Source organism: Nocardioides luteus (genome assembly GCF_014648595.1).
Lineage (GTDB): Bacteria > Actinomycetota > Actinomycetes > Propionibacteriales > Nocardioidaceae > Nocardioides > Nocardioides luteus.
Genome location: NZ_BMRK01000001.1, coordinates 412084 through 437984 on the forward strand (window position 1 = coordinate 412084; position 25901 = coordinate 437984).

Genomic DNA, 25901 nt, shown 5'->3' on the forward strand with positions numbered 1-25901 from the left:
GAGGTCTCACGCACCCTGCCTTGGGTGTTGGACAATGAGCATCAGGGGAGAGGGCATACCGGGTACTCGAAGCGCGGAGACGTCAGGAAAGAGACGGCCGGTGCGACATCACTTCGCCGACGCTGCGACTGGCTTTTAGGGGAGATTTGTCTCGTGCAATACGTCCGTTCAGTCTTTCCGGAGATTCGGATTACCCCCCGTGGCTCATCCTGCAGTAGGACGATTTCGTCCTCCGACTCTTTGAGGACGTATCCGACGTAGGTGTCAGTCTTGGTCTCCACGCTTTCCAGCGGAATCCAGACGGGCGAAAATCCAAGCACGAACAGTAATGTGGCGAGCGTCACGACCATCAGGGTGAATTGCTGCACCTTAAATAGCCTGAGCATCAATGAGTTCTGGCGGTCGTGAGACTCTTCTAGTGCGCGAACGAGGGCTCTGAAATCCTCTCGGGCGGCGCGAACGTCGCTTGAGCGCAACCCGTCGATCCGGGTGGATACTGCATGCAATCTGGCAGGTACGCGTAGCCACCTCTTGGGTGAGTTCGAATCGATGTCCGCTGCGATATCTCGAAGTTCATAAAAAATGTCGAGTCCCGGAGCGGTGCGATAGTCGGCGAGTCGATCAAGGAGGTCTTCCAGACCCTGAGTGACGCGTTTGGTTCGGTCTGCGGATTTCTGTGGAGCAGTGGCGTCCGGAGCTCTCTGAGCATCGCGCCGTGTGCGTATCCGAAACAGCTTTCGAATGGCGAACAAGAAAGCCTTCTTGCTCTGCCTAATCTTGGTCTTCCACTTTGGCCAGGCCGTCGATTTCCAGCCTGGCCAACGGCGGATGATTCCGACGCTAGTTATTCCTAGAGTCAAGATCATGATGAACGCGATTCCGATGGTCCATGGAGTTACGAGCAATGTAAGGGCGACGATCACTAGGTAGAATCCAGCGTCAAACATTCCAAAATTTCGGCCCTCATGGCCGGACCATATTATCCAGGCGTGAGCTGCAATTATCGGAATCACGGCCGCTATTGTTATGAGTGCTGCCGCCAGAACCGGACCCGAGCCCTGTAGTTGGAGTACCGAGGCGGCGGTTTCCCAGGATCCGCCAGAAATGACCACGAGTCGGACAGTGACGAACAAGATGCCTGCGACACTCGCAACGAGCCCGACGTGCTCGGTAAGAATTTTCACTATCTCTAACTTCCCGCCGGATCGTCATTGACGGTCGTTCGGAGCGTCCCATGCACTTATCGCGACGCTGAGGTGATGGAACTGTGGATGACAGGTCCATCGACATACCGTAGTGCAAATGTGAACCGTGCGTAGCCCTACCGAAGCATCGCGCCACTGGGTGCTCGCGCGGGTCAGGCGGCCCGCGCTCCAGGGAGCCGGGTAGCCAAGGCGGGGATGGCGTCGAGGAACCCGACCCACGCGAAACCGAACGCGTGTTCGATATCCTTGAGTATGTCCGCCAACCCTCCGAAGAATGACGCCTGGCCCGACCCGAAAGCCTGGCTGCATGTCTGGGTGCATAGGCAGCGGCGAAACTATCCGCCGCCGATGCCCGGCTTGGTGCTCAAGTGGGAGCTACACAAGGGCCGATGGCGCGCTTGGGTCATCTGGGTCGACACGGTCTATCCCCAGCCCGAGATACGGCACGCTTGGCTTCCGGTGGATCAAATCCGGCCAGCCAAGAGCGACATCAATGTATGGAGCGACCGCCACCGTCGCTAGGCCACTCATTCAAGTGGGGTAGTAGCGTCGGGGCGACATGCTGCACGTAGGGACCGTCTAGAACCGCTTGCGAGAGCGCTCTGCGTTCCAAGAGCCAATGGCCTCCGGCCGCCAAAGCGCTGTGCGGCCAACGTGCTTCCCTGGGCTGGGCATCTGGCCACGAGCCGCGTATGCGCGAATCGTGGACGTCGCGACATTGAGGTGTTTCGCCACGTCCTCGGTCGTCCACCAGTCCAGGTCAGTCTCGTGGGTTGCCACTCCGTGTTCGAGGTAGGCCATCCGCGCTTCGCGACGCGCATCGATCGCTGCCTGAACTCGACGACCGAGGCGGGGGATCAGTAGGTTCGGCAGCTCGGAGTCAGGGAAGTAGGCGTACCTCTCCAACTCGTCAGGAGGGAGTTCGATCGCGTCGCGTTCTGGCTGCGAGAGCGTTCCGCCATCGAAGACGAAGAGGATCTTGTCGCCTTCCTTCTCCGAAGGCGCCCAGTCGGCAACGAGGAGTTTGGTGATCTGGCGATCCAGGCCCAACTCTTCCTTGACTTCGCGCTGGCATGCACCGATGGGTGTCTCGCCGGGCTCGACATATCCGCCAGGGATCTCCCACCCCTCCTTGTATGTGGGCTTGACGAGCAGCACGTGGTCCGTGGCATCGAAGAACAGGGCGCCAGCGGCGACGCGGGGCTTGGCCATCGGCGGGGTCGTCATGCATCCACCCTAGAAGTAATCACCATCACTCAGGTCACGCGGAGTCGATCCGCGAGTCCCTTCAACTGATGGCTCGGCTTGCCCTTCTGGGTCCGGACCCAGGTCTGCACCAGGTGGCGGCTGAGGAAGTGGTAGCGAACCTGTTCCGGGGCAAGCTGTTCGGCCCCTAGGACCTCGGCCAGCGCCTCCTCGCGGCGATTTGCGGTGCTCAGCGCTCGCGCGACCTCAAGCGCATGACGTACGCGTCGCTCGGTCGTGGCCCCCGAAGTGTCTAGGGCTGGCCCCAGGTTCAGGGCTTGCTGGACGTCGCCGAGCTCCATCGCGGTTGAGACGCGGTGCATTCCGACGTTGGTAGGCCCGAATGCCGTCCAGAGGTAGTTGGCATCACGTCCGAGCCGTGTCGCCGTGCGTTCGGCCACGTCGAGAAATTCACGCGCAGTCGAACGGTCGTCGTTACGCGCCGCTGCCATCGAACCGGCGAGGAGGCCGGTGCCGTACACCGACAACAGTGTTGCCCCTGGTTTCACAAGGTGAGGCTCCAGGAACTCAGCAGCATGGTTCGTCAGGTTGACCGCCTCCGCGTAGGAGCCCGTCGACAGAAGTGAGTGTGCGACGGATCGCATCAGCGAGCCGATGACCACCGGATTCTCACTCTGGTGAGCCGCTTCGATACCCCGATTGGAGGCGTTCCACGCAAGGTCGGCTTCACCGAGCTTGGTGAGCACCGTGGCGGCAAGCTGATAGGCCAAGGCGAGTCGTCCCGACGCGGTGCGGCGAGCGTCGCCGCTCTGAGTGCTTACCGAGTAGCGCGCCTCCGGAATAAAGTCGACCAGGCGGCTGACGACGTACCCGAACTTGGCTCGCTGGTAGCCGTCCCAGAGGTCGTCCAGCGCGTATTTGAGACTATCCAGGCTCATCGGTTCGTGGTCGCGCTCCGTACCGATGTTCATGCCGGTGACATGTCGGTAGTCCATGAGGACCGAACGCAGAGCCGGGACCGTCTGTTGGCCGCTGCCCTCGGTCCACTCCATCAAGCGCGGCTCGTCGATCAAGTCGGCTAGCGAGACGTCGAGCGCCTCGGCCAGCGCGCTAAGCACCGAGAGCCGGTCCAGATCCATTCGGCCGTTCTCGATCTTGCTGAGCCAATCGACCGTTCGACCGACGCGGCCGGCGATGACTTCCTGCGTGAGGCCTCGACGCTGGCGGTACCAGGCAATCCGTTCTCCGAGTGTGAGCTGTGTCGTCATTCCTCGCATGGCCTCAACCCTCGCCTCCCGAGAGGTATCGACCCCGGAATTTTCCTCCGGGCTGTCGGGCGAAACCGCTCCTAGCGTCTATATCGAGCAAGAACCGCCGCCGAACTGAGGGTAGCGGGCTAGACATTACAGCGCAACGCTGTATTGTGTTCGATTGAGAGGACCTAGCGATGTTGGAGCGCGAACCCACGCTCGACGAACTGGCAGCGATCGAGGCCGAGATGCCTTCAATCACGGCTGGTGTCGAACTGGTCGACGCGGAGTGCCGCGTCCTGACTAATCCGGGAGATGTGCTCGCTCGACGGGCTCACCGTCGGGCGATGAGCGCCCTGCTGTCCCTACTGGTCCAGCAGGCCAACCACGACGCGGCGATTGGTGTCGCGCCTGCCCATGCAATGACCACCCCTGGCTCGGCTCTCCCGGTCGAGGCTGCCTGATTCTCGGAAGGAACCAGATCAATGATCACCGCACCTTTGTTCATCATCTTTCTGCTCGTCGCCTTCGGCATGGTCAAGTGGGGTGGCACCCATCCCGGTGTCCTTGCGTTCGGCGCGGTCCTCGGCCTCTCGCTGGCCTCGACCACGCTCGGTGGCCCGATCCTGGACGGGATTGAGACGGGCATGTCGGCGGCTCTCTCGGCTGCTGCGAACATCGCTGGGGGTGCCCGATGAGCGCCGCGAAGTCCTGGGACCTGACCTGGGTCGCGACCATGCTCGAAGGTCTCCCCAACGTCGAGCTCCACGGAATCTCCGTCGACGTCGAGCCGACCCTGCCCAGCGTCGCACTCAAGGCTGACGCTTCTGATGAGCGTCGCCCGGCGGTGCGCCTGTCGATCCGCCCGGCCGGCTATACCGCCGCAGCCACGCTCGCTGAGTCCCTGCATCTGTCGGAGCACATGACCGCTGACACCGAGGACGGTTACGGCCTGCTGGTGCGCCACACCTGGGCTGGGTGGGAGCCCGCCGCCTCGAGCGAGGTCGATGTGTGGGTGGAGATCACCACGACCCAGCGGGTCTGGTCCGAGGCGGTGGCCTGATGGGCACCGCACTCCTGGCCATCGCCGTCATCTACTTCATCGCCGACGTCATCTTCAAGCACAAGGACTAGGCACAGATCTGAGGAGTCCCCGTGAGCGAGCACAAGAACCGCGCCAACCGTCGGCGTCGGCCTCCCTCGATGAACGAGCTGAACAAGATCGTGGCCACCAACCAGGCCATGACCAACGGCGACGACGTCGTCAACGTCCTGACCGCACAGGGCATCGACACCGAAGACCCGACCGTGCGCCGTCGCCTGCGAAAGGCCAAGCGCACCATCCGGAAGCTGAACAAGCGACTCTCGAAGGGCTGGTTCTGATCATGACGACCACCTCGAACCACGAGACCACCGAGATCGGGGTCTACGACCTCGACGCCGCACGACGCGCCCGCGAGGCCGCGCCGGAAACCGGCTCCGAGGCAGGCTCGCCGGCCACTCAGGCTGCCTCTGAGCGCGCTCAGGACGCTCAGGACACCACAACCGCCGACGAGGAGTCCGAGGCCGTAGAGACCGTTGACGGTCAGGTGCTGGCCGTAGTCGACGAGCGCCCGAAGTCGGCCCAGCGCGCCGCCGCTCCGCACCGGGAAATCCTGCCCGCCTGGGCGAAGGACCGGGAGTCGGCCAAGTCCGCGGCGCTGTGGGCAGCCAAGCACTACGGGAACACCACGACCTATCACGGTGTGCGGCTGCCGGCGTACTACGCCAAGCTCGCCGCCCGCTCGCCGCTCGGTCTGGGGCGCGTGCTGGCTGGGTGCTGGGGGTGGATCTTCGACACCGCCGACCGGGACAACCGGCTCGCGGTGCGCGGCAACACCACCGACGCATCGGCCTACCTGCGGCTGCAGGAGGCGCACCGCAACCAGATCCGCGCCCGCCTGTGCCTAGCGTTCCTGGCCCTGCTGGGCGTCGCCAGCCTGGCCGCGTTCGTCGTCTTCGGGATCGACTCTGCTCTGATCCAGGTCGGTCTGGCGGCTGCGGCTCTGGCTGGTCTGGGCGTTCTGGGTCGCAACCCGGACAAGCCGATCACCGGCCGTGCCGTGGAGACCGCTAAAGAACCGCGGCTGACCTCGGAGCTGATCATCAACGCCCTGTCCTCCCTGGGTCTGGCGCGGCTGAACCAGGCGATCAGCAAGGAGGGGTCGAAGGCGATCGCGTTCGTCTCCCCGATCATGCGCGACGGTGCCGGGTTCCGTGCCGAGCTCGACCTGCCCCCGGGTGTGACTGCTTCGGAGGTGATCGAGCAGCGTGACCGGCTCGCGTCTGGTCTGCGCCGGTCGCTGGGGAAGGTGTGGCCCGAGACCGACCCCGAGGTCCACGTGGGCCGCCTAGTCCTCTACGTCGCGGACAAGTCGCTAGCGCAGTCCAAGCCCGCCCCCTGGCCGCTCGCGAAGGCCGGGAAGGTCAACGTGTTCGAGCCGATCCCGATCGGTGTCGACCAGCGCGGCCGCCCTGTGACCGTGACGCTGATGTTCGCGGCGGGTCTGATCGGTGCGCTGCCGCGGATGGGTAAGACCTTCACCCTGCGCCTGCTGTGCCTGGCCGCCGGTCTGGATCCGCGGGTCGAGTTGCACACCTACAACCTCAAGGGCGGCTCCGATCTGACCCCGCTCGACGCGGTCGCGCACGCGAACCGGTCGGGTGATGACCCCGAGGACATGGACTACCTGATCCGTGACCTGCGGGCGGGTGCGATCGAGATGCGTCGTCGCTACAAGGCGATCAAGAATCTGCCCCGTGAGGTGTGCCCGGAGTCGAAGGTCACCGACGCACTCGCTAGCGATAAGTCTCTGGGGCTGCACCCGATCTTCTGGGCTTTCGATGAGACCCAGGTGATGTTCGAGCACCCCACCTACGGTGCTGAGATCACCGAGATCGTCACCGACCTGGTCAAGCGCGGCCCCGCCGTGGGGATCATGGTCTGGTGCGCCACCCAGCGCCCTGATGCCAAGTCCATCCCCACCGGCATTAGCGCGAACGCGGTCCTGCGGCTGTGCCTGAAGGTGATGGGTCAGACCGAGAACGACATGGTCCTCGGTACCTCGATGTACAAGGCCGGCATCCGCGCCACCACCTTCGGCCGCAAAGACCTCGGTATTGCCTACCTCGTCGGCGAGGGCGACGACCCGGTCATCGTCCGCTCCTCCTTCGTCGACGCCCCCGCCGCCGAGGCCATCGCCGCCCGAGCCCGCGCCGCCCGCATCGCCGCGGGTCGCCTGACCGGGATGGCGGCAGGCGAAGAGCTGCCCGACGACGAGACCGGCTCGATCCTCGACCACCTCCTCGCGGTGTGGCCCGAGCACGACCCGGAGTGGCCCAACGGCAAGGTCTGGTGCGACGAGCTCGCCAACCGCCTCGCCGAGCACAAGGGCTCGCTCTATGCCGGGTGGACCGGCGCGCAGGTCACCGCCGCGGTCAAGCCCCACGGCATCCGCACCGTCCAGGTCAAGCGCAACCTCGACGGCGAGCAGACCAACAAGCGCGGCCTGGTCCGCCGCGACCTCACCGACACCCTCGGCCACACCGAAACCGAGACCCACGAAGACGACGCCGGGAGGACCGAATGAGCCCTCGAAACAGCCCAGATTGGTAGCCGTAGCGGCTGCTACCCGTAGCACCCCTGCTACTACCCAAACTGCTACCTGACCTGCGGCGTAGCACAGTAGAACCCCTGCTCGCACGCCTGTTCGAACCCGGATCTGGGCCGATCCGGACCCCTCCAGCACCCGCTACCGCTACCCACCACACCCGCCACCAGAACCGGTAGCGGAGAAACCCTCCGAAACACGCTCGATGGCCCACGTCCCTACCTCTCCCATGCCTGAAACAGCCCGACTCCAGCTCGAACTCAGCCCTGATGAGGAGCACTCACCGTCATGAACGCGCACACCAGCTACACCGAGGGCCGTCCGCACGGCCACACACCCACCAGAACCCGTCTCTCGGGTCTCGCGGCCGTCGGCTACGGCATGACCGCCGTCGGATTCGTCCAGGTCGCGGTCACCATCGCACCCCAGGTCGCCCAGATGATCCCCGCCGCCGGCTCCGCAGCCCCCGCCGTCGGTGTCGCCGTCGCGCTCGCCGCTGACGTCGTGTGGGCGGCACTGGGGCACACCACGATTCATGCCTACAAGTCCGGCCAGCGGGCCGCCGCCTACGGGTTCGGCGCCGCCACCGCGATCGCCGTGGCCATCTCCACCGTCCTGCTGGCCGCCGTCGGGCACATGGGCCCCTGGTCCGCGATCCCGGCGCTCGCGGCGCTGTTGTTGGTCGCTGACGGGGTCCGCGATCAGGTGACCGTCTCTCCGGAGACGGCCGAGATCATCCGCGCCCGTACCGCTGAGATCCGCGACCAGCGCGCTCTCGCCACTATCGAGGCTCGCCACGAGGCCCACATGGAGACCATCACCGGCTACCGCGAGTCGGCTCGTCTCGCCGCCCGCACCCACGCCCTGGCCGAGATCAAGGTGACCGTCGAACGCGCCGAGAACAAGGCCGCCAAACGCCTCACCACCTCCGCCGAGAAGCACTCAGCCGGCGCCACCGCCTACCGCGAACTCCTCGGCCGCCAGGCCGCTGCCACCCCTGACACAGCACCTGACATGCGGGCTGACATCGAGGGTGACACCGCCCCCGAGCACGAGCCCGAAGCGACCATGGCCTCGCCGGTTGCTGTCACCCCGGATGTCAGCGCCACACCGGTCCTGACCGTCATCCCTGACACCCACCACACCGAGTCCGTCGAAGGCGACCAGGACCACTTGGGCGAGGTCGAGACCGGGCTCTGCGCCATCTGCGACACCGACCTGGGCGAGGACGACGGCAACCACGTCCACCCCGCCTGCGCCGCCCTCGAGCTGCGACGAGTGATGAGCGTGCCCGAGGTGGCCGAGCTGCTCGGGGTCACCGAGCGCACCGTCTACCGCTGGACCAAGGAGGCGAACCGCGATGACGTCGCCTGACACCACCCCGGTGCTTCGCACCGTGTCACCCGGTGACCTGCCGGGGGCGCTGTGCCCGCAGACCGACCCCGAGCTCTTCTTCCCCGAGATCGGCGCCAGCCCCCAGGCAGCGAAGAAGGTCTGCGCCACCTGCGAGGTCCGCCCCGACTGTCTCGCATTGGCGCTCTCCCTTGGCGCGGTCATGGGCGTGTGGGGCGGCACCACCGAGAACGAACGCCGCGACCTCAAGCGCGCCGCCCGCGCCACGGGGCTGCAGCAGATCTGCCGCGGCTGTGAGGAGCCGTTCACCGCCACCGCCCCGAACGCCGTCTACTGCGGCGACCTGTGCCGGCAGAAGGCCCGCCGCGCGACCAAGGCCGCCTCCGATGCCCGCCGGACCCGCACGAGCTCGAGGAGGGCCGCCTGATGTACCCCGCACCCCAGACCCGCCCGATGCTCGCCGGAGCGCTAGCCGCCGCTGCCCGTGGCTGGCACGTCTTCCCCCTCCTTCCGAACACCAAGCGCCCCGCACGCCCCGACCACCGCGCCGCCGACTGCAACCGCACCGACCCGCGCTGCCGCAACGGCCACATCGGCTGGGACGCCCGCGCCACCACCAACACCGACCGGATCAAGCGCGCCTGGGCCAACGACGCCCCCACCTACGGACTCGGGATCGCCACCGGCCCCTCCGGCCTGGTCGTGGTCGACCTGGACACCGCCAAGCCCGACACCGTGATCCCGGAACCGTGGAACCGGTTCGGGATCACCACCGGGGCCGAGGTCCTCGACCACATCGCCGGAGCCCGCGGCGGCACCATCACACCGACCTTCACGGTGCGCACGCCCTCCGGCGGCACCCACCTCTACTACCAAGCACCGGAGGGTGCTCGATTCGGGAACACAGCTGGCACGATCGGTTGGTTGGTCGACACCCGGGCACAGGGTGGCTACGTCGTCGCCCCTCCGACGATCATCGCGACCAGCACAGGCGCGAGCTGTTACGCCGTGGTTGAGGATCGGCCGCCGGCTCCGCTGCCACTGTTCCTGCTCGACCTCCTCAGCCCGCAGCGTCACGCCGCGCCCACCATGGCTCCGAAGCGTCTCGATGCCAGCGCCGAGCGTGTCCCGGCCTACGTCGCCGCTGCCGTCAACGGCGAGGCCCGCAAGGTGACCGAGGCGATGCCGGGCCAGCACAACCACACTCTGTTCTGTGCCGCGGTCGCCCTCGGTCAGCTCGTGGCTGGTGGCGCTCTGGCCGAGGCCACCGCCTACGACGCGCTCGCCGACGCCGCCCACGTCCTGATGACTGGTGGCTGCAACTGCACCCCCGGCGAGGTCGACTCCACCATCCGCTCCGGGTTCGCCACCGGCGCCCGCAACCCCCGCACCCCACATAGCCAGCGCGACAACTCCCGTACCGACCCGAGGAAGGCTGCCTGATGACGCTGACCGCTGTTGACTACTTCTGTGGCATGGGCGGCTCCTCGAGCGGCCTGGTCGAGGCCGGGTTCGAGGTCAAGGTCGCGGCCAACCACTGGACGCGGGCGATCGAGACCCACTCCGCGAATCACCCGAACACCGAGCATCTGTGCGCCGATATCCAGCAGGTCGACGTCCGGTATCTGCCCAAGGCCGACCTTCTGTGGGCTAGCCCGATCTGCACCGAGCTGTCCCAGGCTGGCGGCCGCAGGAAGCCCCGTGACCCGGACCAGCCCGGGCTGTGGGAGGAGCACGGCCACGTCCCTGTCAAAGCGTTCGAACGCACAAGGGTGACGTTCTGGGAGGTGCTGCGCTACGCCGAGGTCCACAACCCGGCCGTGGTCTTGGTCGAGAACGTGGTCGAGGCCGCCGACTGGCACCTGATCGGCACCTGGCTGCACGGCTGGACCACCCTCGGCTACGACGTCCAGCTCGTGTGCGTCTCCGCCGCCCACGTCGGCGGCGAGGACAACGCCCCGGCTGCGCAGTGGCGTGACCGAATCTACTTCGGGATCACCCGCTCCGACGTGCCCCTGCTCGACCTGGAGCCCCGCCCGGCGGCGTGGTGCGAGAAATGCGGCCACGACGTCGAGGCCCGCCAGTGGTGGAAACCGAAGACGAAGCGGATCAACGGGATGCCGGTCGGGAAGTACGGGCCGCAATACATCTACGTGTGCCCCGAAGGCGACCACGGACCCGTCGAGCCCTACGTCGCACCCGCCGCGACAGTGATCGACTGGACCGACCTCGGCGTCCGCATCGGCGACCGCGAAGCCCACGGACTGCGCGACCTCGGGCCGAAGACGATGGCTCGGATCAAGCTTGGTCTTCAGACGATCGCCGACCCGGTCCTCATCGGTGCCGGCGGGAACACCTGGGACGCCGCCAGCGGTGCGAAGAACTCCTACCTGCGCGCATGGCCGCTGCTCGGGTCGCCGACCCCGGCGCAGGTGACCGCGATCCAGAACGGGATCGCGATGAGCGAGCCGTTCGTGACGATGAGCCGCAAGCATGGCCGCAACCACCCCGTCGCCGCCGGCCCCATTCCGACGCTGGCGGCCGGTGGACGTCACCACGGCCTCACCATCCCGCCCGGCGCGTTCGTCTCGGCCCACCACGGCGGCTACGCCACCGCCGACCCCTCGATGAACAAACCCGTCACCGAGCCATTGCGCACCCAGACCGCCCAGGTCAACAAGTCCCTGGTGATCCCGTACCGCAAGGGTGCCAATCCCTACTCGGCCACCGCTGACGCGCTCTCCACCCTCGCGACCAGGGAGCAGCACGCGCTGCTTCAAGCCGCGGTCGAGGTCGAGGACTGCTACTTCCGGATGCTCAAGCCTCGTGAGGCTGCCTGGGCCCAGCGGTTCGGCCGGGAGTATGTGATCACCGGCAACCAGGGCGAGCAGCAGATGCAGGCCGGCAATGCCGTCGCCGTCAACGTCGCCGCCTGGCTCGGCCGTCGCGTCGCTGACGCCCTCGGCTGGGGCACGGCCCGCCGCACCCACCAGAACGCCGCCTGAACACGACCACGGGAGGTCACCAGATGAGTGAGCACACCATCGAACAGCACGAGCACCGAGCAAACCGCCCCGCGCTGCGGTCACTGTCGGAGGACGGACGGCCGCGTGTGAAGGTCGGTTCCGACCCGGCCTCCATCAAGGCGCTGTCTGAGGCGCTGGACCAGAGGCTGCTCTCTGCCACCTACGTCCGCGACGGATCACCCGTCGTGTTGGAGGAGGTCTCCGGTGCGGCCGAGCTGGTCGCCGGTGACGAGGATGCGCCGCCGCCCCTGCGCTCCACCGAGCTCCGCCCCCCGCTGCTGGCCCGACTGCTAGCCGAGCAGGCCGAGGTCTACCGCACCCGCCAACGCGCCAACGGCGGTGCCACCTATGACGAGGAGATCACCCCACCCCGCCACGTCCTCGAATCCGTCCTCACACGCACCTCGTGGCCCGGCCTGCCCGTGCTGCACAAGGTCATCACCACCCCCGTCCTGCGACCCGACGGCACCCTGTTGCAGACCCCCGGATACGACGAGGCGACCGGCTACTACCTCGCCGGACGCGTCACCCACGACCCCATCCCCGAGCACCCCACCGCCGAACAGGTCAGCGAAGCCCGCGACTTCCTCCTCGGAAAGTTCCTGCGCGACTTCCCCTGGCTCGCCCCGGCCGACAAAGCCAACTACCTCGCCCTGCTCGCCACGCCGATCCTGCATCCCTTCACCAGAGCCCTGAGCCCGTTCGGTGTCGTAGAGGCCACCATGCCCGGATCCGGCAAAACCATCCTCACCAGCTGCATCGGGCTCATGGTCGGACAAAGCGTGCTGACCTGGACCGACTCCGACGAAGAACTCCGCAAGTCGATCACGACCGTTCTGGCCGACCAGGTAGGCGTGATCGTGTGGGACAACCTGGAAGAAGGCCAGGTCATCAACTCCGCCGTCCTGGCCCGCCTGGTCACCGAACACAAGTGGACCGACCGCCGCCTCGGCACCAACTCCGCCGCATCCTTCCCCAACGACCGGCTCTGGCTGGCCACCGGCAACAACCTCCGCACCGGCGGCGACATGGCCTCCCGAACCGTGTGGGTACGCCTCGACCCCGACTGCCCCGACCCCTCCGAACGCACCGGATTCGGGATACCCGACCTCGACACCTGGATCCTCGACCCCGCCAACCAAGCCATCGTCCTGCGTCACCTGCTGGTGCTCATCCTGGACTGGACCCGCGCCGGCGCACCCGTATCCAAGAAGGTGCCGCAAATGCGGCAGTTCTCCCGCTGGGCGCGCTACCTCGGCGGCTTCCTCGAGCACCACCAAGTGCCCGCGTTCCTCGCCAACCACGCCGAGGCCCGCGACCTAGACGACGACTACGCCGAATGGCGCGCGTTCCTGCTGCGCTGGCACCACCTCACCGGCGAACGCCGCATGACTGCCGCCGAGCTCCGCGCCAGCGCCGAACCCGACCCCGGCATGCCCGACAGGTGGGAAGGCACCTTCCCCACCACCAACAACGGCCGCCTGCTCTCACCCAAAAGCCTCGGCCGCATCCTCACCGGACAGATCGGCCGCTGGCGCGGCACCGTCGTCCTCCGAGCCGAGACCGACACCCACACCAAAGCCCGCGCCTACTACGTCGAACGACGCCCCGAGAAGACCCAGCCGAAGACCTCAAGAGCGGCTGGACCAGGGGCAGGAGCGGCACCTGTCGAGACCGGTCTGTTCCCGAACCCCGAATCAAACCCGCAAATACCGCAAACACCGCAAAACCCCCACCTGACCAGGGAAAACAGCATGCGGTATTTGGAACCGGGGTGATCCCGCCAAATACCGCAAACCCCGCAAATCTGCGGTGTTTGCGGTATTTAGAACAAGCCGCAGATTCTAAATACCGCACCTGTTTTCGCAGGTCAGACCCCATTTGCGGTATTTGCGGGGTTTGCGGCATCACTTCCCGCCCCCATGGTCCAGCAACTCACCCCAGCACCGCCCCAACCACCAACCACAGGAGAACAGATCCCAATGTCTCGGAACCCATCGAGCAGCACCAGCACCCGCCGACCCAAGCCGCAACCAGACCGCCGAGCAGGCCAACCGGTGACCGACCTGAAGCGGGAGATCCCGCCCATCCTCTACCGCGTCGAGGAAGCCGCCGAGGCACTACGAATGAGCCGATCCGTCGTCTACGAGCTGATCCGCTCCGGCCGCCTCCGAACGGTCAAGGAAGGACGCCGCCGCCTCGTGCCCGTCACCGCATTGACCGAGTACGTAGCCGAACTGATCGAGGAGAACGCAGCATGACCAAAGACAAGAAGCGCCGCGGACGCGGTGAAGGCGGTGTCCGCTGGGACGAGCGCCGACAGCGGTACATCGCCGAGACCACGGTTGACTACAACGCCAACGGCAAGCGCATCGTCCGCAGCGGTTCCGGCAAGAGCGAGACCGAAGCACTCCGCAACATGCGCGCTGCGGTGGACAAGTACCGCAAGGGTCTGGTGCCGGAGGCCCGTCACTACACCGTACGGAAGGCTGTCGAGAACTGGCTGCAGTACGGACAGGGGAGTCGAGCGGGGGAGAAGACCCGGGAGAAGAACCGGATCATCTGCGAAACCCACATCATCCCGTTCATCGGCGGTCAGAAGCTCCAGCGCCTGACAGTTCAGCACCTGGACGAGTGGCTCGCCGGGAGAGCCGAGGTGCTCGCCACGGACAGCCTCCGCCAGGTTCGCCGGCTACTGCGCCAAGCGATCCGACGAGCGATGATCCACGGCATGGTCGAGAAGAACGTTGCGGACCTAGTCGACCTTCCGAGAGGTCGGGCCGGCCGCCCGTCCAAGTCGCTCACGCTCGCTCAGGCAAAGGCGATTCTGACCGCGACAGAGGGAGACACGATGCACCCATACATCGTGGTGTCGCTGCTCACCGGCGCGCGCACAGAGGAAGTCCGTGCGCTCCGCTGGGATCACGTGAACCTCGACGGCGATCCTGACGCGGATCCGCCGATGCCGCCGCACATGTTCGTGTGGCGCTCCGACCGAGAGGGAGGAGAGACCAAGACCCGGAAGTCCAAGCGGACTCTTGCCCTGCCGAGGCAGGTTGCCGCTGTGCTCCAGGATCACCGGGTCCGGCAAGCCAGATGGAAGCGCCTCGCCGGATCCGAATGGATCGAGAACGACTACGTGTTCACGACGACGATCGGGACCGCCTTGGACGCCGCGAATGTCCGCCGCAGCTTCAGGCGCGCTCTCACGAAGGTCGAGGGAATCGAGCCGAAGGAGTGGACCCCGCGCGAGCTGCGGCACTCGTTCGTCTCGCTGCTCTCCGAGTACGGGGTATCGGTCGAGGAGATCGCCCGCCTGGTTGGTCATACCGGAGGAAGCAAGGTCACCGAACTGATCTACCGTCACGAGCTGCGCCCGGTGATGGAAACCGGCGCTCAGGCGATGGACGCCGTATTCGGCAAGCCGGATAAGGAAAATCGTCCGGAAGCCAGTTAGTCAGGCACTTTGTCAGGCACTGTCGAACGCTCTTTCGAATCTCTGAAATCGAACCGGCCCCTGGTCAGCGTTTCCGCTGGTCAGGGGCCGATTTCTATGGTGGACGATACTGGGTTTGAACCAGTGACCTCTTCCGTGTCAAGGAAGCGCGCTACCGCTGCGCCAATCGTCCGTGGTTATTCAGTTTATATCAGGGTGGTGCTTCGAGGTGGGTACGGGATTTGAACCCGTGTACACGGATTTGCAGTCCGTTGCCTCGCCTCTCGGCCAACCCACCGCTGGAGGCATTGCCTCCGGTGGAGACCTACTCCGAGCGGACGACGAGGCTCGAACTCGCGACCTCAACCTTGGCAAGGTTGCGCTCTACCAACTGAGCTACGTCCGCTTGTTGCTTCAGGCCCGGTTTCCCGTGCCCTCGGCGACGAGAAGAACATTAACGGAGCCGCTCCCGGCGTACAAATCGGGGGTCACCTGCGTGTCATTCGCAGGGGATCGAGCGAATCGCCGGAGCGGCCATTCCTGGCTCTGACCAGGGACGTCATAGAGTTGTCGTATGCGCGCGTGGATCGATGGTCACTTTCTCGACAACTCGGCCGCCCCGGCGGTCTCCATCCATGACCACGGTCTGGTCGTCGGCGACGGCGTCTTCGAGACGCTGAAGGTGATCGAGGACCAGCCGTTCGCGCTCGCGCTCCATCTCGACCGCCTCGAGCGGTCCGCGAGCGGGCTGGGGCTTCCGCCGCTCGACCGCGCGTTCATCACCAAGGGCGTCGAGGCTGTCCTGGGGGCGGAGCCGACGGCGTACGGACGGCTGCGGATCACCGTCACGGGCGGGCCGGCGCCGTTCGGGTCCGGGCGGGCGGAGGTCGAGCCCACGGTCATCGTGGGCCTGGAGGACACCGAGCCGACCCCGGTCGAGACCAAGGTCGTCAGCGTTCCGTGGCGCCGCAACGAGCGTGGGGCGACGACCGGCCTGAAGACGACGTCGTACGCCGAGAACGTCATCGCGCTCGCCGAGGCCCACAGGCACGGGGCGAGCGAGGCGATCTTCGCCAACACGATCGGTGACCTGTGCGAAGGCACCGGGAGCAACGTCTTCTACGTGCTCGACGACGTGCTGAAGACCCCGAAGCTCTCCAGCGGGCCGCTGGCCGGGATCACCCGCGCGCTGGTGCTGGAGTGGTTCGGGGCGGAGGAGGCCGACGAGCCGCTCGCCGAGGTCGAGGAGTGCGCCACGGAGGTCTTCCTCACCTCCAGCCTGCGGGACGTGCAGGCCGTGACCCAGTGGGGCGAGCGCACCCTCCCGCGCGGCCCGGTCACCCAGGCCGCGCAGGAGGCGTGGCGCAAGAACGAGCCGAGCCTGCTCGGCCTCTGACCGGAGCCGACCGGCTCAGCCGGTGAACAGCTGCGCCGCCCGGCGCAGCGTCTCGATGACCCCGTAGGCCAGCGGGGTGCCGACCAACGCCCAGGCACCTGCGATCTTCGGGTTCATGCTGCGCTCCTCTCGGCGCCGGCCGGGTCGGTGGCGGGCTCGTGGTACTTCTCGTTCACCTTCTGGACGAGGAGGTTGGCGACCAGACCGACCGCGAGCACGCCGACCATGGTCAGCAGCGCCGGGCGGTAGGCGGCCGCGGTGAGGGTCCCCGGCTCGCCCTGGGCGTCGAGGAAGGCGTTGATGATGAGCGGTCCGGCGACTCCTGCGGCCGACCACGCGGTGAGCAGGCGGCCGTGGATGGCGCCGACCTGGTACGTACCGAAGAGGTCTCGCAGGTAGGCCGGGACGGTCGCGAAGCCGCCGCCGTAGAAGGACAGGATCACCACGGCGAGAAGCACGAAGAGGGCCATCGAGGCGTCGCCGACGGTCGCCAGCAGCAGGTAGAGGATGAGGCCGACGCCCAGGTAGATCATGTAGATGGGCTTGCGGCCGATGACGTCGGAGGTCGAGGACCAGACGAAGCGGCCGCCCATGTTGGCGATCGAGAGCAGGCCGACGAAGCCGCCGGCCGCGACGGCGCTGACGGACGAGACACCGTCGGTGCGGAAGAAGTCCTGGATCATCGGCGCGGCCTGCTCGAGGATGCCGATGCCCGCGGTGACGTTGCAGAAGAGCACGATCCAGACCAGCCAGAAGGCACGCGTCCTGATCGCGTTGTTCGCCGAGACGCTCGCGGTGGTGACGAGCTTCTTCTCCTTGACGCTGGCCGGGTCCCAGCCCTGCGGGGTCCAGCCCTCGGGTGGCACCCGGACGGTGGCCGCGCCGAAGGACATGAAGACCAGGTAGACGACCCCGAGAGTGAGGAAGAGCAGCATCACCGCGTGACCGTCGGGCACTGTGCTCGCGTCGCCGGTGTAGGAGGGGTCGTAGAGCGAGAGGAGCCGGCCGCTGAGCGGGCTGGCGATCATCGCACCACCGCCGAAGCCCATGATCGCCATGCCGGTGGCGAGGCCGGGGCGGTCCGGGAACCACTTGATCAGCGTGGAGACGGGGGAGATGTAGCCGATCCCGAGACCGATGCCGCCGACGAACCCGTAGCCGAGGTAGACCAGCCACAGCTGACCGGTCCCGATGCCGAGGGCGCCGATGAAGAAGCCGGAGGCCCAGAAGACGGCGGCCGCGGTCATCGCGGCGCGCGGCCCGTTGCGGTCGACCCAGGTGCCCATGACGGCGGCGGAGAGACCGAGCATCACGATGGCGATCGAGAAGATCACGCCGATCGCGGTCTGGCTGGTGTCGAAGTGCTCGACGAGAGCGGTCTTGTAGACGCTGGTGGCGTACACCTGGCCGATGCAGAGGTGCACGGCGAGCGCGGCGGGCGGGATGAGCCAGCGGCTGTAGCCGGGGCCGGCCACCGTTCGCTCACGAGACAGGAAAGCTGGCAGCACATTGACCTCCGAGATGGAGTGGGGGTGATGCACATCACTACCACAGTTGATCTGGCAACCGCGAGGGGTGACTTCCGGCGAGCGAAAAGCACGAACCCTCCCGCCCCGGACATCCGGGATCGGGAGGGTTCAGACGAATGAGGAGGCGGGCGGGTGCCTACTCGGCGTCGGTGGAGGTGCCCAGCAGGTCCGCGACGAGGGCGTCGAGGTCGAGGTGCTGGCCCTCGGAGCCGACCGGGACGGCCGAGAAGGTCTTGCCGAGGAACGTCTGCACCTCGCGGGAGTCGGCGGTCGCGATCAGGCGGCCGTCGGGGGAGCTGAAGTCGAGCACGGCGACGGCCCTGGCGTCCTCGTCGATGCTCGGGTAGATCTTCACGTCACCCTCGCCGGCCGGCGCGGCCAGGCCCTGCAACATCAGGGTTCGGGAGACGACCCACTCGACGTCACCGGAGCCGGAATGGAAGGTCAGGCTGACCGCGTACGGGTCGCTCTCGCGGTAGCCGAAGGTGGTGGGCACGTTGACCGTGCGGCCCCACGGGTCCAGGCACGAGATCTTGATGTCCTGCTGCACTACCGGGTGCTTGATGTCGCTCATTCGTCCGCTCCTTGTTGGTTGTCTTGCCAAGGAGACGGACCAGTACCCGTCGGATGACGTGGATTCTCCGAATTTTCTGTGCGAGTTTTCTGGAGCGGTCCAAGAGGGCTCGTCAGCGCTGCTCGAGAGCGGCTTCGAGGCGCGCGACCGGCGAGCTGAGGTTGTACGTCTCGGCGAGCTCGTGCAGCCGGTCGGCGTCGGCCGGGGCGCTGGGCAGCGCCGTACGGCTGCGGTCCAGCGGGAGGTCGCGGGCGACCGCCACGACCTTGGGTGCGAGGGCCAGATATCCGGCCGCGTCGATGAACTTCTGCCGCTGCGTCTTGGTCAGCGCGCTGGTGGGGTCGGCGACCGCGCCGATGATCCCCTCCAGGTCGCCGAACTGCTCCAGCAGCTTGGCCGCGGTCTTCTCGCCCACGCCCTTCACCCCCGGCAGGCCGTCGGAGGCGTCGCCGCGCATGGTGGCGAAGTCGGCGTACTGGTCGGCTCGGATGCCGTACTTGGTCTGCACCCACTTCTCGTCGACCAGGTCCGGGTCGCTCCCGCCGCGGGTCGGGTAGAGGATGCGTACGCCGGCGGCGTCGTCGACCAGCTGGAAGAGATCGCGGTCGCCGGTGACGACGTCGACGGGCATGCCGGCGTCGGTCGCGAGGGTGCCGATCACGTCGTCGGCCTCGTAGCCGTCGGCGCCGATGACGCAGATCCCGGCAGCGGCCAGCACCTCCCGGATGATCGGCACCTGGACCTGCAGCGGGTCCGGGACCTCCTCGACGTCAGGGGCGGTCTCGACCTCCTCGACCACCCGGTGGGCCTTGTAGGAGGGGATCAGGTCGACCCGCCACTGCGGACGCCAGTCGTTGTCCCAGCAGCAGACCAGGTCGGTGGGGGAGTAGTCGTTGACCAACCGGGAGATGAACTCCAGCAGGCCGCGTACGGCGTTGACCGGGGTGCCATCGTCCGCCTTGATCTCGGGGACGCCGAAGAAGGCCCGGAAGTAGAGCGAAGCGGTGTCCAGCAGGAGCATTCGAGGTTCAGCCACAGGAGCAGCCTAATGAATGGTCGAGCCGGCGGCGGCCGGAAATCTTTCGACACAGACCACATGTCTGGACGTTGAGGCGGAGATATTGCTGCAGTGGGTACGCTGTCGCCGTGACTGCACCTGAGATCGAGGCCACGGACCGTAAAATCCTTCAGCTGCTCGCTGAGGACGGTCGGATGTCCTACACCGACCTGGGCAAGGCGACCGGCCTGTCGACCTCGGCGGTGCACCAGCGCGTCAAGCGGCTCGAGCAGCGTGGGCTGATCACCGGCTACGGCGCCACCGTCAACTACGCCGCGATCGGCGTCCCGCTGACCGCCTTCGTCGCGGTGCAGCCGATGGACCCCTCCCAGCCCGACGACACCCCCGAGCGCATCGCCGACCTCCACGAGGTCGAGGCGTGCTGGTCGATCGCCGGCGAGGACTCCTACATGCTCAAGGTGCGGGTGGCCACCCCCGAGGCGCTCGAGGAGCTGCTCGGCCGGATCCGCTCGGCGGCCAACGTCTCCACGCGCACCACCATCGCGATGTACACCTACTACGAGAACCGGCCGACCCTGCGCCACGGATGAGCGAGGGCCGGCCGGCAGGTCGGCCTCAGGCGTGCTGGTGCTCGCGCCACCACTGCTGGCCCGACTCAGGCAGCGTGTGGATCGGGTCGTAGTACTCGTAGGTCCGCGTCAGTGCCTCGGGGTCCGAGGCCTCGATCGAGGTGCGGTAGTTCTTGGTCCAGTAGGAGATGCCGCGCTCGGTGTCGTAGTCGGCGATCTGGTGGACCCAGCGCTTGCCGACGAAAGGTACGTCGCAGACGATGCGCGGGGTGGCGAACCCGGGCAGGTAGCCCATCAGGTCGTGCTGCATCCGCTGCGCGTCGGCGACCGAGACCCGCCAGTGCTCGCTGAACGGGATCATGTCGCACATGTAGAAGTAGTAGGGCATGATCTGCGCGCCGTCGAGGAGGCGGAAGCACAGGTCGAGCAGGCTGTGGGTGTCGGCGTTCACGCCGGCGAGCAGCACTCCCTGGTTGCGTACGTCCCGCACGCCTGCGTCCAGCAGGGCGCGCGTCGCCTCGGCGACCAGCGGCGTGACCGAGTTGGCGTGGTTGGCGTGGGTGTGGATCGCCAGTGAGACACCGCGCTCGCGGGCGATCGTGGTGACCCGGTTCATCCCCTCCAGCAGCGGCTCCTGGAGCCAGTGCTGGGGGAGGCCGACCAGACCCTTGGTGGCCAGCCGGATGTCGCGGATGTTGTCGATCTCCATCAGCTTGGTGAGGAAGTCCTCCAGCCGCGGCCAGGGCAGGTTGGCCACGTCGCCGCCGGAGACGACCACGTCGCGCACCTGCGGGGTGTTGCGGAGGTACTCCAGCATCGCCTCGTGGCGGTCGACCGGCTTGCCGGTGAGCTTGAGCTTGTCGATGACCGGGGTCGAGTTGCCGACCAGGTCCATCCGGGTGCAGTGGCCGCAGTACTGCGGGCAGGTCGAGAGCAGCTCGGCCAGCACCTTGGTCGGGTAGCGGTGGGTCAGGCCCTCGGCGACCCACATGTCGTGCTCGTGGAGCGAGTCGCGGCTCGCCTGCGGGTGGGAGGGCCAGTCGGTGCGCCGGTCGGAGAAGACCGGGATCATGTAGTGGCGCAGCGGGTCGGCGTAGAAGGCGTCGGTGAACTCCTGGCCGGCCGCGGCACCGGAGGGCACCATCGTGTTGATCATCTGCGGCGGCACCAGCATCGACATGGTCGCGCGCTCGGTCTGGTCGCGCTCGAGGTCGGCGTAGAACCGGTCGTCGAGGAGATCGCCCATCAGCGCGCGGAGCTGGCGGATGTTCTTGATGCAGTTGACGCGCTGCCACTGCACGTCTCGCCACTGCTCCTCGGTCACGTCGGCCCAGCCGGGGAAACGGGTCCAGTCGGGTTCGACCAGCTCGACGCGCTGGTAGGCGTAGGGCTGTCCGTCTCGACTGTGCTGGTCGCCTCGGGCTTCGCTTCGGCGGTTGGGCTCGATGGTTGCCGTCATGTTTTCCACCATAGCGGGAGATCCTCCGGCATTTGCAAGCATCGGCCGCAATTCTTACGCGCTCCGCTGGTAGGGTCCGCCGTGAGATGCACGCAAGGAGGCGTACGACGATGACCACATCCGACCCGACCGGCCTGCACCGGGTGCTCGACGAACCGGTGGGCGGCTCGCTGCCGCTGCCCCAGGCGGCCAGACGACTCGACACCCGATCGGAGCTGTGGCCCGACGAGGTGCGGATCCGGGTGGAGCGGCTCAACCTCGACGCCGCCTCCTTTCGCCAGCTCGAGGCCGCCCACGACGGCGACGGTGATGCCGTACGCCGCGAGGTGCTCGACATCGTCGCCGAGCGCGGCAAGATGCAGAACCCGGTCACCGGCTCGGGCGGGATGCTCGTCGGTGTGGTCGAAGAGGTCGGGCCCGACTCGCCCCTCGGCGTGAAGGCGGGCGACCGCGTCGCGACCCTGGTCTCGCTGACCCTGACCCCCTTGGTGATCGAGGACGGCCTCGCCGGCTGGGGCGGCGACTCCGAGCAGGTGCCCTGCGACGGCTACGCCATCCTCTTCGGCCGCTCGATCGCCGCCGTCCTCCCCGACGACCTCGCCCCCGAGCTCGCGCTGTCGGTCATGGACGTCTGCGGCGCCCCGGCGCTGACCCGCCGGGTCGTCTCCGAGCGCTACGCCGGGGGCGTCGTCGCGGTGATCGGTGGTGGCGGAAAGTCCGGCTCGCTCTCCCTGGCCGCCGCGAGGGACGCCGGAGCCGGCCACCTCATCGGCATCGTCCCGACCGACGCCGAGGCCGATCGCCTCCGCGAGGCGGGTCTGGCCGACGAGGTCGTGGTCGCCGACGCCCGCAACCCGGTGGCGCTGCGCGACGCCGTCACCAAGAGCGGTGGCCCCGCCGACGTGACCGTCGTCTGCGTCGACGTCCCCGGCTGCGAGGGCGGAGCCATCCTCGCCACCGCGGAGCAAGGCACCGTCATCTTCTTCTCCATGGCCACCTCTTTCTCCGCCGCCGCGCTCGGCGCTGAGGGGCTCGCCGCCGACGTGACGATGCTCGTCGGCAACGGCTACGTCCCCGGCCATGCCGCCTACGCCCTGGATCTGCTCCGCGCGAACGCCGGGGTCCGAGCACTCTTCGAAGGGAGACTGGCCCAGTGAGACTCGACCTGGACCCGGCGACCATCGCCCGCGCCCGCAACCTGGCCGCCCGCGCCGGTGAGCCGATCGTGGAGATGGCCAAGCGCCACACCACGGTCGCCGTCGAGCGCGCCACCCTGCGGCTGGCCGGCCTCGGCGGCGCCGACCCCGACGGCACCCCGTGGGTGAACCACCTCGTCGACGCGGTCCGCGCCGACATCGGCCTCGAGCACGGCGTGGCCCTGCCGGTCTGGCACGCGCTCGCCGGCTACGACAACGACCTCGCACGACTGGCCGAGGAGGCCGCCGCCGGGCAGGTGAGCTTCCGGCTGCCGGAGGGCGCCGACGCCGACCTGGCTGCGAAGCGCTCCCGGGAGGCGGTCGGGGCCGGCATCGCCCGGCTCGACGCGAGCAGGATCGCCCGAGACCGGATGATCAGCGAGATCGGCGACGCGCCCCGCAAGCCCTGGATCTACCTGATCGTCGCCACCGGCGACATCTACGAGGACATCCCGCAGGCCCAGGCGGCCGCCCGCGAAGGCGCCGACATCATCGCGGTCATCCGCTCGACCGGCCAGTCGCTCCTCGACTACGTGCCCGAGGGCGCGACGCGGGAAGGGTTCGCCGGGACGTACGCGACGCAGGAGAACTTCCGGCTGATGCGGGCGGCGCTCGACGAGACCAGCCGCGAGCTGGGCCGCTACGTACGCCTGACCAACTACGCCAGCGGGCTGTGCATGCCCGAGATCGCGGCACTGGCGGGCATGGAGCGTCTGGACATGATGCTCAACGACTCGATGTACGGGATCCTGTTCCGCGACATCAACCCGGTGCGTACGTTCGTCGACCAGCGGCTCTCCCGCCAGATCCACGCGCGGGCGGGGATCATCATCAACACCGGCGAGGACAACTATCTCACCACCGCGGACGCCGTCGAGGCGGCGCACACGGTGACGACCTCCCAGCTCCTCAACGAGTACTTCGCCAAGGAGGCCGGCCTCGAGGACTGGCAGCTCGGTCTGGGCCACGCCTTCGAGATCAACCCGGACGTGCCCGACTCGTTCCGCCTCGAGCTCGCGCACGCGCTGCTGGCGAAGACGATCTTCCCCGATGCCCCGCTCAAGTGGATGCCGCCGACGCGGCACATGACCGGCGACATCTTCAAGGGCTACCTGCTCGACGGGTTCTTCAACCTCGCCGGCGCGATGACCGACCAGGGCATCCTCCTGGTGGGCATGATGACCGAGGCCGTGGTGACGCCGTGGATCTCCGACCGCGACCTGGCGCTGCAGAACGTCCGCTACGTCATGGACGCCGCCGGCCGCCTCGGGGAGGACTTCCACCCGGCTCCCGACGGCTTCATCGCCAACCGCGCGCGTGAGGTGCTGGGGGAGTCGATCGACCTGCTCGGCAAGATCATCGACGAGCCGAACGGGCTCCTGGACGCGATCGCGGACGGCACCTTCGGCCTGATGAAGCGTCCTGCCGACGCGGGCAAGGGGCTGGAAGGCGTGGCCGAGAAGTCCGAGGCCTACTACAACCCGGCCAGCTCGATCTTGGAGGGCGAGGAAGAGGAATGAGCATCATCAGGCCGTACGGAGACACCACCGGCGATGGGATGGTGCAGGTCTCCTTCACACTGCCGATCAAGCACAGCAAGGTCGCCGACGGTGCCGCGCTGCAGCTGGCCAACAAGATGGGCATGGAGCCGGCGATGGTCGTCCACTCCAAGCCGATGGGCGACGACTTCACCTTCTTCGTCGTCTACGGACAGGTGAACCATCTGGTCGACACCGACAAGGTGCAGGTCGTCGAGCGCGACTTCCCGCTGCTGACCCCCAAGGAGGCCAACGCGGTCATCAAGGAGACGCTGCGCCGCCCGCTCGTCGTCGTGGGCGCCTGCATCGGCACCGACGCCCACACCGTCGGCATCGACGCGATCCTCAACATCAAGGGGTTCGCGGGGGAGAAGGGCCTGGAGTACTACAAGGAGATCGAGGTGGTGAACCTCGGCGCCCAGGTCTCCGTGCCCGCCCTCGTCGAGGCCGCGGTGACCCACCGGGCCGACGCCGTGCTCGTCTCCCAGGTCGTCACCCAGCGCGACGCTCACCTGCTCAACACCCGGGAGATGTCGGCGGCCTTCCGTGAGGCCTACCCGGCGGGGGAGCGGCCGCTGCTGATCGCCGGCGGTCCGCGCTTCGACGAGTCGATGACCGCCGAGCTCGGCGTCGACCGCATCTTCGGCCGGGGCACCACCCCGGCCGAGGTCGCCTCCTATCTCGTCCACCGCACCACCGCGAAGGAGCCCGCAGCATGACCGAGCCCGTCCGCTCGCCCGAGGTCGGCACCAAGGTGGTCCACCGCCGCTACGTGCCCTACTCCCACGCCCACTACGCCGGGAACCTTGTCGACGGGGCCTACAGCCTCGGTCTCTTCGGTGACGTCGCGACGGAGATGTGCATCCTCACCGACGGCGACGAGGGGCTCTTCGCCTCCTACGACGACGTGCAGTTCAAGGCGCCCGTCCGGGCCGGCGACGTCCTGGAGATCACCTGCGAACTGGTCAGGGCGGGCACCCGGTCGCGGGTGATGGTGTTCGCCGTGCACGTGGTGGCTCGCGGGGCCGCGACCGAGGACCGCCCGGGGGCCGCCGACATGCTGGACGAGCCCATCCTGGCGACCTCCGCACGCGGTACCGTGGTCGTTCCCTGAACCCGGTGACGGTACGCGGATACGACACGCCCGTGACGCAGGGGAATTTGTTGCTTTTTGCGGGTCGGCCAGGCTGTTGCTGACCTGCGAAAACTTATGTTTCTGCAGGTCAGCGCCGTGTTGACTTACGCCGAACGATCGGGTGATGGTGACAGCGTTCGCCCATGCAGATCGTGGTAGGCGGATCGGCGCTCGACGGATCGGGTCGGGGGGTGTCGCGCCAGGCATACCTTCGACTCGTTTTCGCGGGCGCGGTGAGCGCCGCGAGGGCAACGTGGGAGGGCCAAGGTGCCCTTAGACAACGACCGTCTCCCGGTCGCCAGCCGGGATCGGAACGGCCCGAAGGTCGTCTTGGACCTCCCGCGCATCTGCTGACTGGCAT

Annotated in this window: 26 protein-coding genes and 3 tRNA genes; 18 read left to right on the forward strand and 11 right to left on the reverse strand. The window is 67.3% G+C overall.

The genetic code is table 11. From position 1 onward, the window contains the following. Window positions 1–41 precede the first annotated feature (41 nt). From IEY81_RS01955 to IEY81_RS01965, 3 genes are all read right to left on the reverse strand, one after another. Window positions 42–1184 (reverse strand): hypothetical protein, encoded by a 1143-nt coding sequence (locus IEY81_RS01955; RefSeq protein WP_189116741.1) that lies wholly within the window; start codon window positions 1182–1184, stop codon window positions 42–44. Between the two features lie 600 nt (window positions 1185–1784). After that, window positions 1785–2432 (reverse strand): NUDIX domain-containing protein, encoded by a 648-nt coding sequence (locus tag IEY81_RS01960; RefSeq protein WP_229787197.1) that lies wholly within the window; start codon window positions 2430–2432, stop codon window positions 1785–1787. Between the two features lie 29 nt (window positions 2433–2461). Beyond that, window positions 2462–3679 carry a helix-turn-helix domain-containing protein gene (locus IEY81_RS01965; RefSeq protein WP_229787199.1) on the reverse strand — a complete coding sequence of 406 codons (1218 nt, stop codon included), beginning with the start codon at window positions 3677–3679 and terminating at the stop codon, window positions 2462–2464. Window positions 3680–3858: 179 nt separating this feature from the next. On the opposite strand from IEY81_RS01965, the gene IEY81_RS01970 reads away from it, so the two are divergent. The 12 genes from IEY81_RS01970 (at window position 3859) to IEY81_RS02025 (ending at window position 15147) form a co-directional block, all read left to right on the forward strand. Further along, window positions 3859–4125: a DUF6284 family protein gene (locus tag IEY81_RS01970; RefSeq protein WP_189116743.1), complete on the forward strand. Its 267-nt coding sequence runs from the start codon at window positions 3859–3861 to the stop codon at window positions 4123–4125. A gap of 21 nt (window positions 4126–4146) precedes the next feature. Next, entirely contained in the window at window positions 4147–4359 is a 213-nt protein-coding gene (locus IEY81_RS01975) for a hypothetical protein (protein WP_189116744.1), read from the forward strand. Then, window positions 4356–4724, forward strand: a complete 369-nt coding sequence (locus IEY81_RS01980; RefSeq protein WP_189116745.1) for a hypothetical protein — start codon at window positions 4356–4358, stop codon at window positions 4722–4724. The genes IEY81_RS01975 and IEY81_RS01980 overlap by 4 nt, the downstream gene beginning before the upstream one ends. Before the next feature lie 92 nt (window positions 4725–4816). Continuing rightward, window positions 4817–5044, forward strand: a complete 228-nt coding sequence (locus tag IEY81_RS01985; protein ID WP_189116746.1) for a hypothetical protein — start codon at window positions 4817–4819, stop codon at window positions 5042–5044. Window positions 5045–5046: 2 nt separating this feature from the next. Continuing rightward, on the forward strand, window positions 5047–7290 hold the full coding sequence (locus tag IEY81_RS01990) for a P-loop NTPase family protein (RefSeq protein WP_189116747.1): 2244 nt from the start codon (window positions 5047–5049) through the stop codon (window positions 7288–7290). A 309-nt stretch (window positions 7291–7599) separates the two neighbouring features. After that, window positions 7600–8685 carry a helix-turn-helix domain-containing protein gene (locus IEY81_RS01995; RefSeq protein WP_189116748.1) on the forward strand — a complete coding sequence of 362 codons (1086 nt, stop codon included), beginning with the start codon at window positions 7600–7602 and terminating at the stop codon, window positions 8683–8685. Beyond that, window positions 8672–9091 carry a WhiB family transcriptional regulator gene (locus IEY81_RS24590; RefSeq protein WP_189116749.1) on the forward strand — a complete coding sequence of 140 codons (420 nt, stop codon included), beginning with the start codon at window positions 8672–8674 and terminating at the stop codon, window positions 9089–9091. The genes IEY81_RS01995 and IEY81_RS24590 overlap by 14 nt, the downstream gene beginning before the upstream one ends. Then, entirely contained in the window at window positions 9091–10107 is a 1017-nt protein-coding gene (locus IEY81_RS02005; RefSeq protein WP_229787201.1) for a bifunctional DNA primase/polymerase, read from the forward strand. Before IEY81_RS24590 ends, IEY81_RS02005 begins: the two co-directional genes overlap by 1 nt. Then, window positions 10107–11669 (forward strand): DNA cytosine methyltransferase, encoded by a 1563-nt coding sequence (locus tag IEY81_RS02010; RefSeq protein WP_189116750.1) that lies wholly within the window; start codon window positions 10107–10109, stop codon window positions 11667–11669. Before IEY81_RS02005 ends, IEY81_RS02010 begins: the two co-directional genes overlap by 1 nt. A 23-nt stretch (window positions 11670–11692) precedes the next feature. After that, on the forward strand, window positions 11693–13468 hold the full coding sequence (locus tag IEY81_RS02015) for a hypothetical protein (protein WP_229787203.1): 1776 nt from the start codon (window positions 11693–11695) through the stop codon (window positions 13466–13468). 279 nt (window positions 13469–13747) lie between these two features. Then, window positions 13748–13951, forward strand: a complete 204-nt coding sequence (locus tag IEY81_RS02020) for a helix-turn-helix domain-containing protein (protein WP_229787205.1) — start codon at window positions 13748–13750, stop codon at window positions 13949–13951. Further along, on the forward strand, window positions 13948–15147 hold the full coding sequence (locus IEY81_RS02025) for a site-specific integrase (protein WP_189116752.1): 1200 nt from the start codon (window positions 13948–13950) through the stop codon (window positions 15145–15147). The genes IEY81_RS02020 and IEY81_RS02025 overlap by 4 nt, the downstream gene beginning before the upstream one ends. A 97-nt stretch (window positions 15148–15244) precedes the next feature. Here the strand turns inward: IEY81_RS02025 and IEY81_RS02030 are convergent. The 3 genes from IEY81_RS02030 to IEY81_RS02040 all read right to left on the reverse strand — a co-directional run bounded on the left by IEY81_RS02030 (window position 15245) and on the right by IEY81_RS02040 (window position 15532). Beyond that, a tRNA-Val gene (locus tag IEY81_RS02030) sits at window positions 15245–15319 on the reverse strand. Between the two features lie 34 nt (window positions 15320–15353). Beyond that, a tRNA-Cys gene (locus IEY81_RS02035) sits at window positions 15354–15424 on the reverse strand. A gap of 35 nt (window positions 15425–15459) precedes the next feature. Then, a tRNA-Gly gene (locus tag IEY81_RS02040) sits at window positions 15460–15532 on the reverse strand. A 168-nt stretch (window positions 15533–15700) separates the two neighbouring features. Here IEY81_RS02040 and IEY81_RS02045 point away from each other — a divergent pair. Further along, on the forward strand, window positions 15701–16522 hold the full coding sequence (locus IEY81_RS02045; RefSeq protein ID WP_189116753.1) for an aminotransferase class IV: 822 nt from the start codon (window positions 15701–15703) through the stop codon (window positions 16520–16522). A 15-nt stretch (window positions 16523–16537) separates the two neighbouring features. Here IEY81_RS02045 and IEY81_RS24640 read toward each other — a convergent pair whose 3' ends face one another. From IEY81_RS24640 to IEY81_RS02060, 4 genes are all read right to left on the reverse strand, one after another. After that, a complete protein-coding gene (locus IEY81_RS24640; RefSeq protein ID WP_444544142.1) occupies window positions 16538–16639 on the reverse strand; it encodes an MFS transporter small subunit in 102 nt (33 codons plus the stop codon). Continuing rightward, complete coding sequence (locus IEY81_RS02050) at window positions 16636–18030, reverse strand: OFA family MFS transporter (RefSeq protein ID WP_189116754.1); 1395 nt, start codon at window positions 18028–18030, stop codon at window positions 16636–16638. The genes IEY81_RS24640 and IEY81_RS02050 overlap by 4 nt, the downstream gene beginning before the upstream one ends. Before the next feature lie 157 nt (window positions 18031–18187). Beyond that, the gene (locus IEY81_RS02055) at window positions 18188–18625 is read right to left on the reverse strand and encodes an SsgA family sporulation/cell division regulator (protein ID WP_189116755.1); all 438 of its coding nucleotides are present in this window, start codon (window positions 18623–18625) and stop codon (window positions 18188–18190) included. A 112-nt stretch (window positions 18626–18737) separates the two neighbouring features. Beyond that, window positions 18738–19646 carry a 5'-3' exonuclease gene (locus IEY81_RS02060; RefSeq protein ID WP_189116872.1) on the reverse strand — a complete coding sequence of 303 codons (909 nt, stop codon included), beginning with the start codon at window positions 19644–19646 and terminating at the stop codon, window positions 18738–18740. Window positions 19647–19771: 125 nt separating this feature from the next. Between IEY81_RS02060 and IEY81_RS02065 the strand changes: the two genes are divergently transcribed. Then, on the forward strand, window positions 19772–20233 hold the full coding sequence (locus tag IEY81_RS02065; protein WP_268244482.1) for an Lrp/AsnC family transcriptional regulator: 462 nt from the start codon (window positions 19772–19774) through the stop codon (window positions 20231–20233). Between the two features lie 25 nt (window positions 20234–20258). Here IEY81_RS02065 and IEY81_RS02070 read toward each other — a convergent pair whose 3' ends face one another. Next, on the reverse strand, window positions 20259–21671 hold the full coding sequence (locus IEY81_RS02070) for a KamA family radical SAM protein (RefSeq protein WP_229787207.1): 1413 nt from the start codon (window positions 21669–21671) through the stop codon (window positions 20259–20261). Between the two features lie 110 nt (window positions 21672–21781). On the opposite strand from IEY81_RS02070, the gene kdd reads away from it, so the two are divergent. From kdd to kal, 4 genes are read left to right on the forward strand one after another with little or no spacing between them, the layout of a single operon-like run. Then, window positions 21782–22828, forward strand: a complete 1047-nt coding sequence (kdd, locus tag IEY81_RS02075) for an L-erythro-3,5-diaminohexanoate dehydrogenase (protein ID WP_189116756.1) — start codon at window positions 21782–21784, stop codon at window positions 22826–22828. After that, entirely contained in the window at window positions 22825–24387 is a 1563-nt protein-coding gene (kamD, locus tag IEY81_RS02080) for a lysine 5,6-aminomutase subunit alpha (protein WP_189116757.1), read from the forward strand. The genes kdd and kamD overlap by 4 nt, the downstream gene beginning before the upstream one ends. Further along, window positions 24384–25124, forward strand: coding sequence for a lysine 5,6-aminomutase subunit beta (gene kamE, locus IEY81_RS02085; RefSeq protein ID WP_189116758.1), 741 nt, complete (start codon window positions 24384–24386; stop codon window positions 25122–25124). Before kamD ends, kamE begins: the two co-directional genes overlap by 4 nt. Further along, window positions 25121–25519 carry a 3-aminobutyryl-CoA ammonia lyase gene (gene kal, locus IEY81_RS02090; protein WP_189116759.1) on the forward strand — a complete coding sequence of 133 codons (399 nt, stop codon included), beginning with the start codon at window positions 25121–25123 and terminating at the stop codon, window positions 25517–25519. The genes kamE and kal overlap by 4 nt, the downstream gene beginning before the upstream one ends. Window positions 25520–25901: the final 382 nt, after the last annotated feature.

Coding starts and splice junctions, on each gene's coding strand:
- IEY81_RS01960 (WP_229787197.1), bottom strand. CDS start 2,432: ATGACGACCCCGCCGATGGCCAAGCCCCGCGTCGCCGCTGGCGCCCTG.
- IEY81_RS01965 (WP_229787199.1), bottom strand. CDS start 3,679: ATGACGACACAGCTCACACTCGGAGAACGGATTGCCTGGTACCGCCAG.
- IEY81_RS01970 (WP_189116743.1), top strand. CDS start 3,859: ATGTTGGAGCGCGAACCCACGCTCGACGAACTGGCAGCGATCGAGGCC.
- IEY81_RS01975 (WP_189116744.1), top strand. CDS start 4,147: ATGATCACCGCACCTTTGTTCATCATCTTTCTGCTCGTCGCCTTCGGC.
- IEY81_RS01980 (WP_189116745.1), top strand. CDS start 4,356: ATGAGCGCCGCGAAGTCCTGGGACCTGACCTGGGTCGCGACCATGCTC.
- IEY81_RS01990 (WP_189116747.1), top strand. CDS start 5,047: ATGACGACCACCTCGAACCACGAGACCACCGAGATCGGGGTCTACGAC.
- IEY81_RS01995 (WP_189116748.1), top strand. CDS start 7,600: ATGAACGCGCACACCAGCTACACCGAGGGCCGTCCGCACGGCCACACA.
- IEY81_RS24590 (WP_189116749.1), top strand. CDS start 8,672: ATGACGTCGCCTGACACCACCCCGGTGCTTCGCACCGTGTCACCCGGT.
- IEY81_RS02005 (WP_229787201.1), top strand. CDS start 9,091: ATGTACCCCGCACCCCAGACCCGCCCGATGCTCGCCGGAGCGCTAGCC.
- IEY81_RS02010 (WP_189116750.1), top strand. CDS start 10,107: ATGACGCTGACCGCTGTTGACTACTTCTGTGGCATGGGCGGCTCCTCG.
- IEY81_RS02015 (WP_229787203.1), top strand. CDS start 11,693: ATGAGTGAGCACACCATCGAACAGCACGAGCACCGAGCAAACCGCCCC.
- IEY81_RS02025 (WP_189116752.1), top strand. CDS start 13,948: ATGACCAAAGACAAGAAGCGCCGCGGACGCGGTGAAGGCGGTGTCCGC.
- IEY81_RS02045 (WP_189116753.1), top strand. CDS start 15,701: ATGCGCGCGTGGATCGATGGTCACTTTCTCGACAACTCGGCCGCCCCG.
- IEY81_RS24640 (WP_444544142.1), bottom strand. CDS start 16,639: ATGAACCCGAAGATCGCAGGTGCCTGGGCGTTGGTCGGCACCCCGCTG.
- IEY81_RS02055 (WP_189116755.1), bottom strand. CDS start 18,625: ATGAGCGACATCAAGCACCCGGTAGTGCAGCAGGACATCAAGATCTCG.
- IEY81_RS02060 (WP_189116872.1), bottom strand. CDS start 19,646: ATGCTCCTGCTGGACACCGCTTCGCTCTACTTCCGGGCCTTCTTCGGC.
- IEY81_RS02070 (WP_229787207.1), bottom strand. CDS start 21,671: ATGACGGCAACCATCGAGCCCAACCGCCGAAGCGAAGCCCGAGGCGAC.
- kdd (WP_189116756.1), top strand. CDS start 21,782: ATGACCACATCCGACCCGACCGGCCTGCACCGGGTGCTCGACGAACCG.
- kamE (WP_189116758.1), top strand. CDS start 24,384: ATGAGCATCATCAGGCCGTACGGAGACACCACCGGCGATGGGATGGTG.
- kal (WP_189116759.1), top strand. CDS start 25,121: ATGACCGAGCCCGTCCGCTCGCCCGAGGTCGGCACCAAGGTGGTCCAC.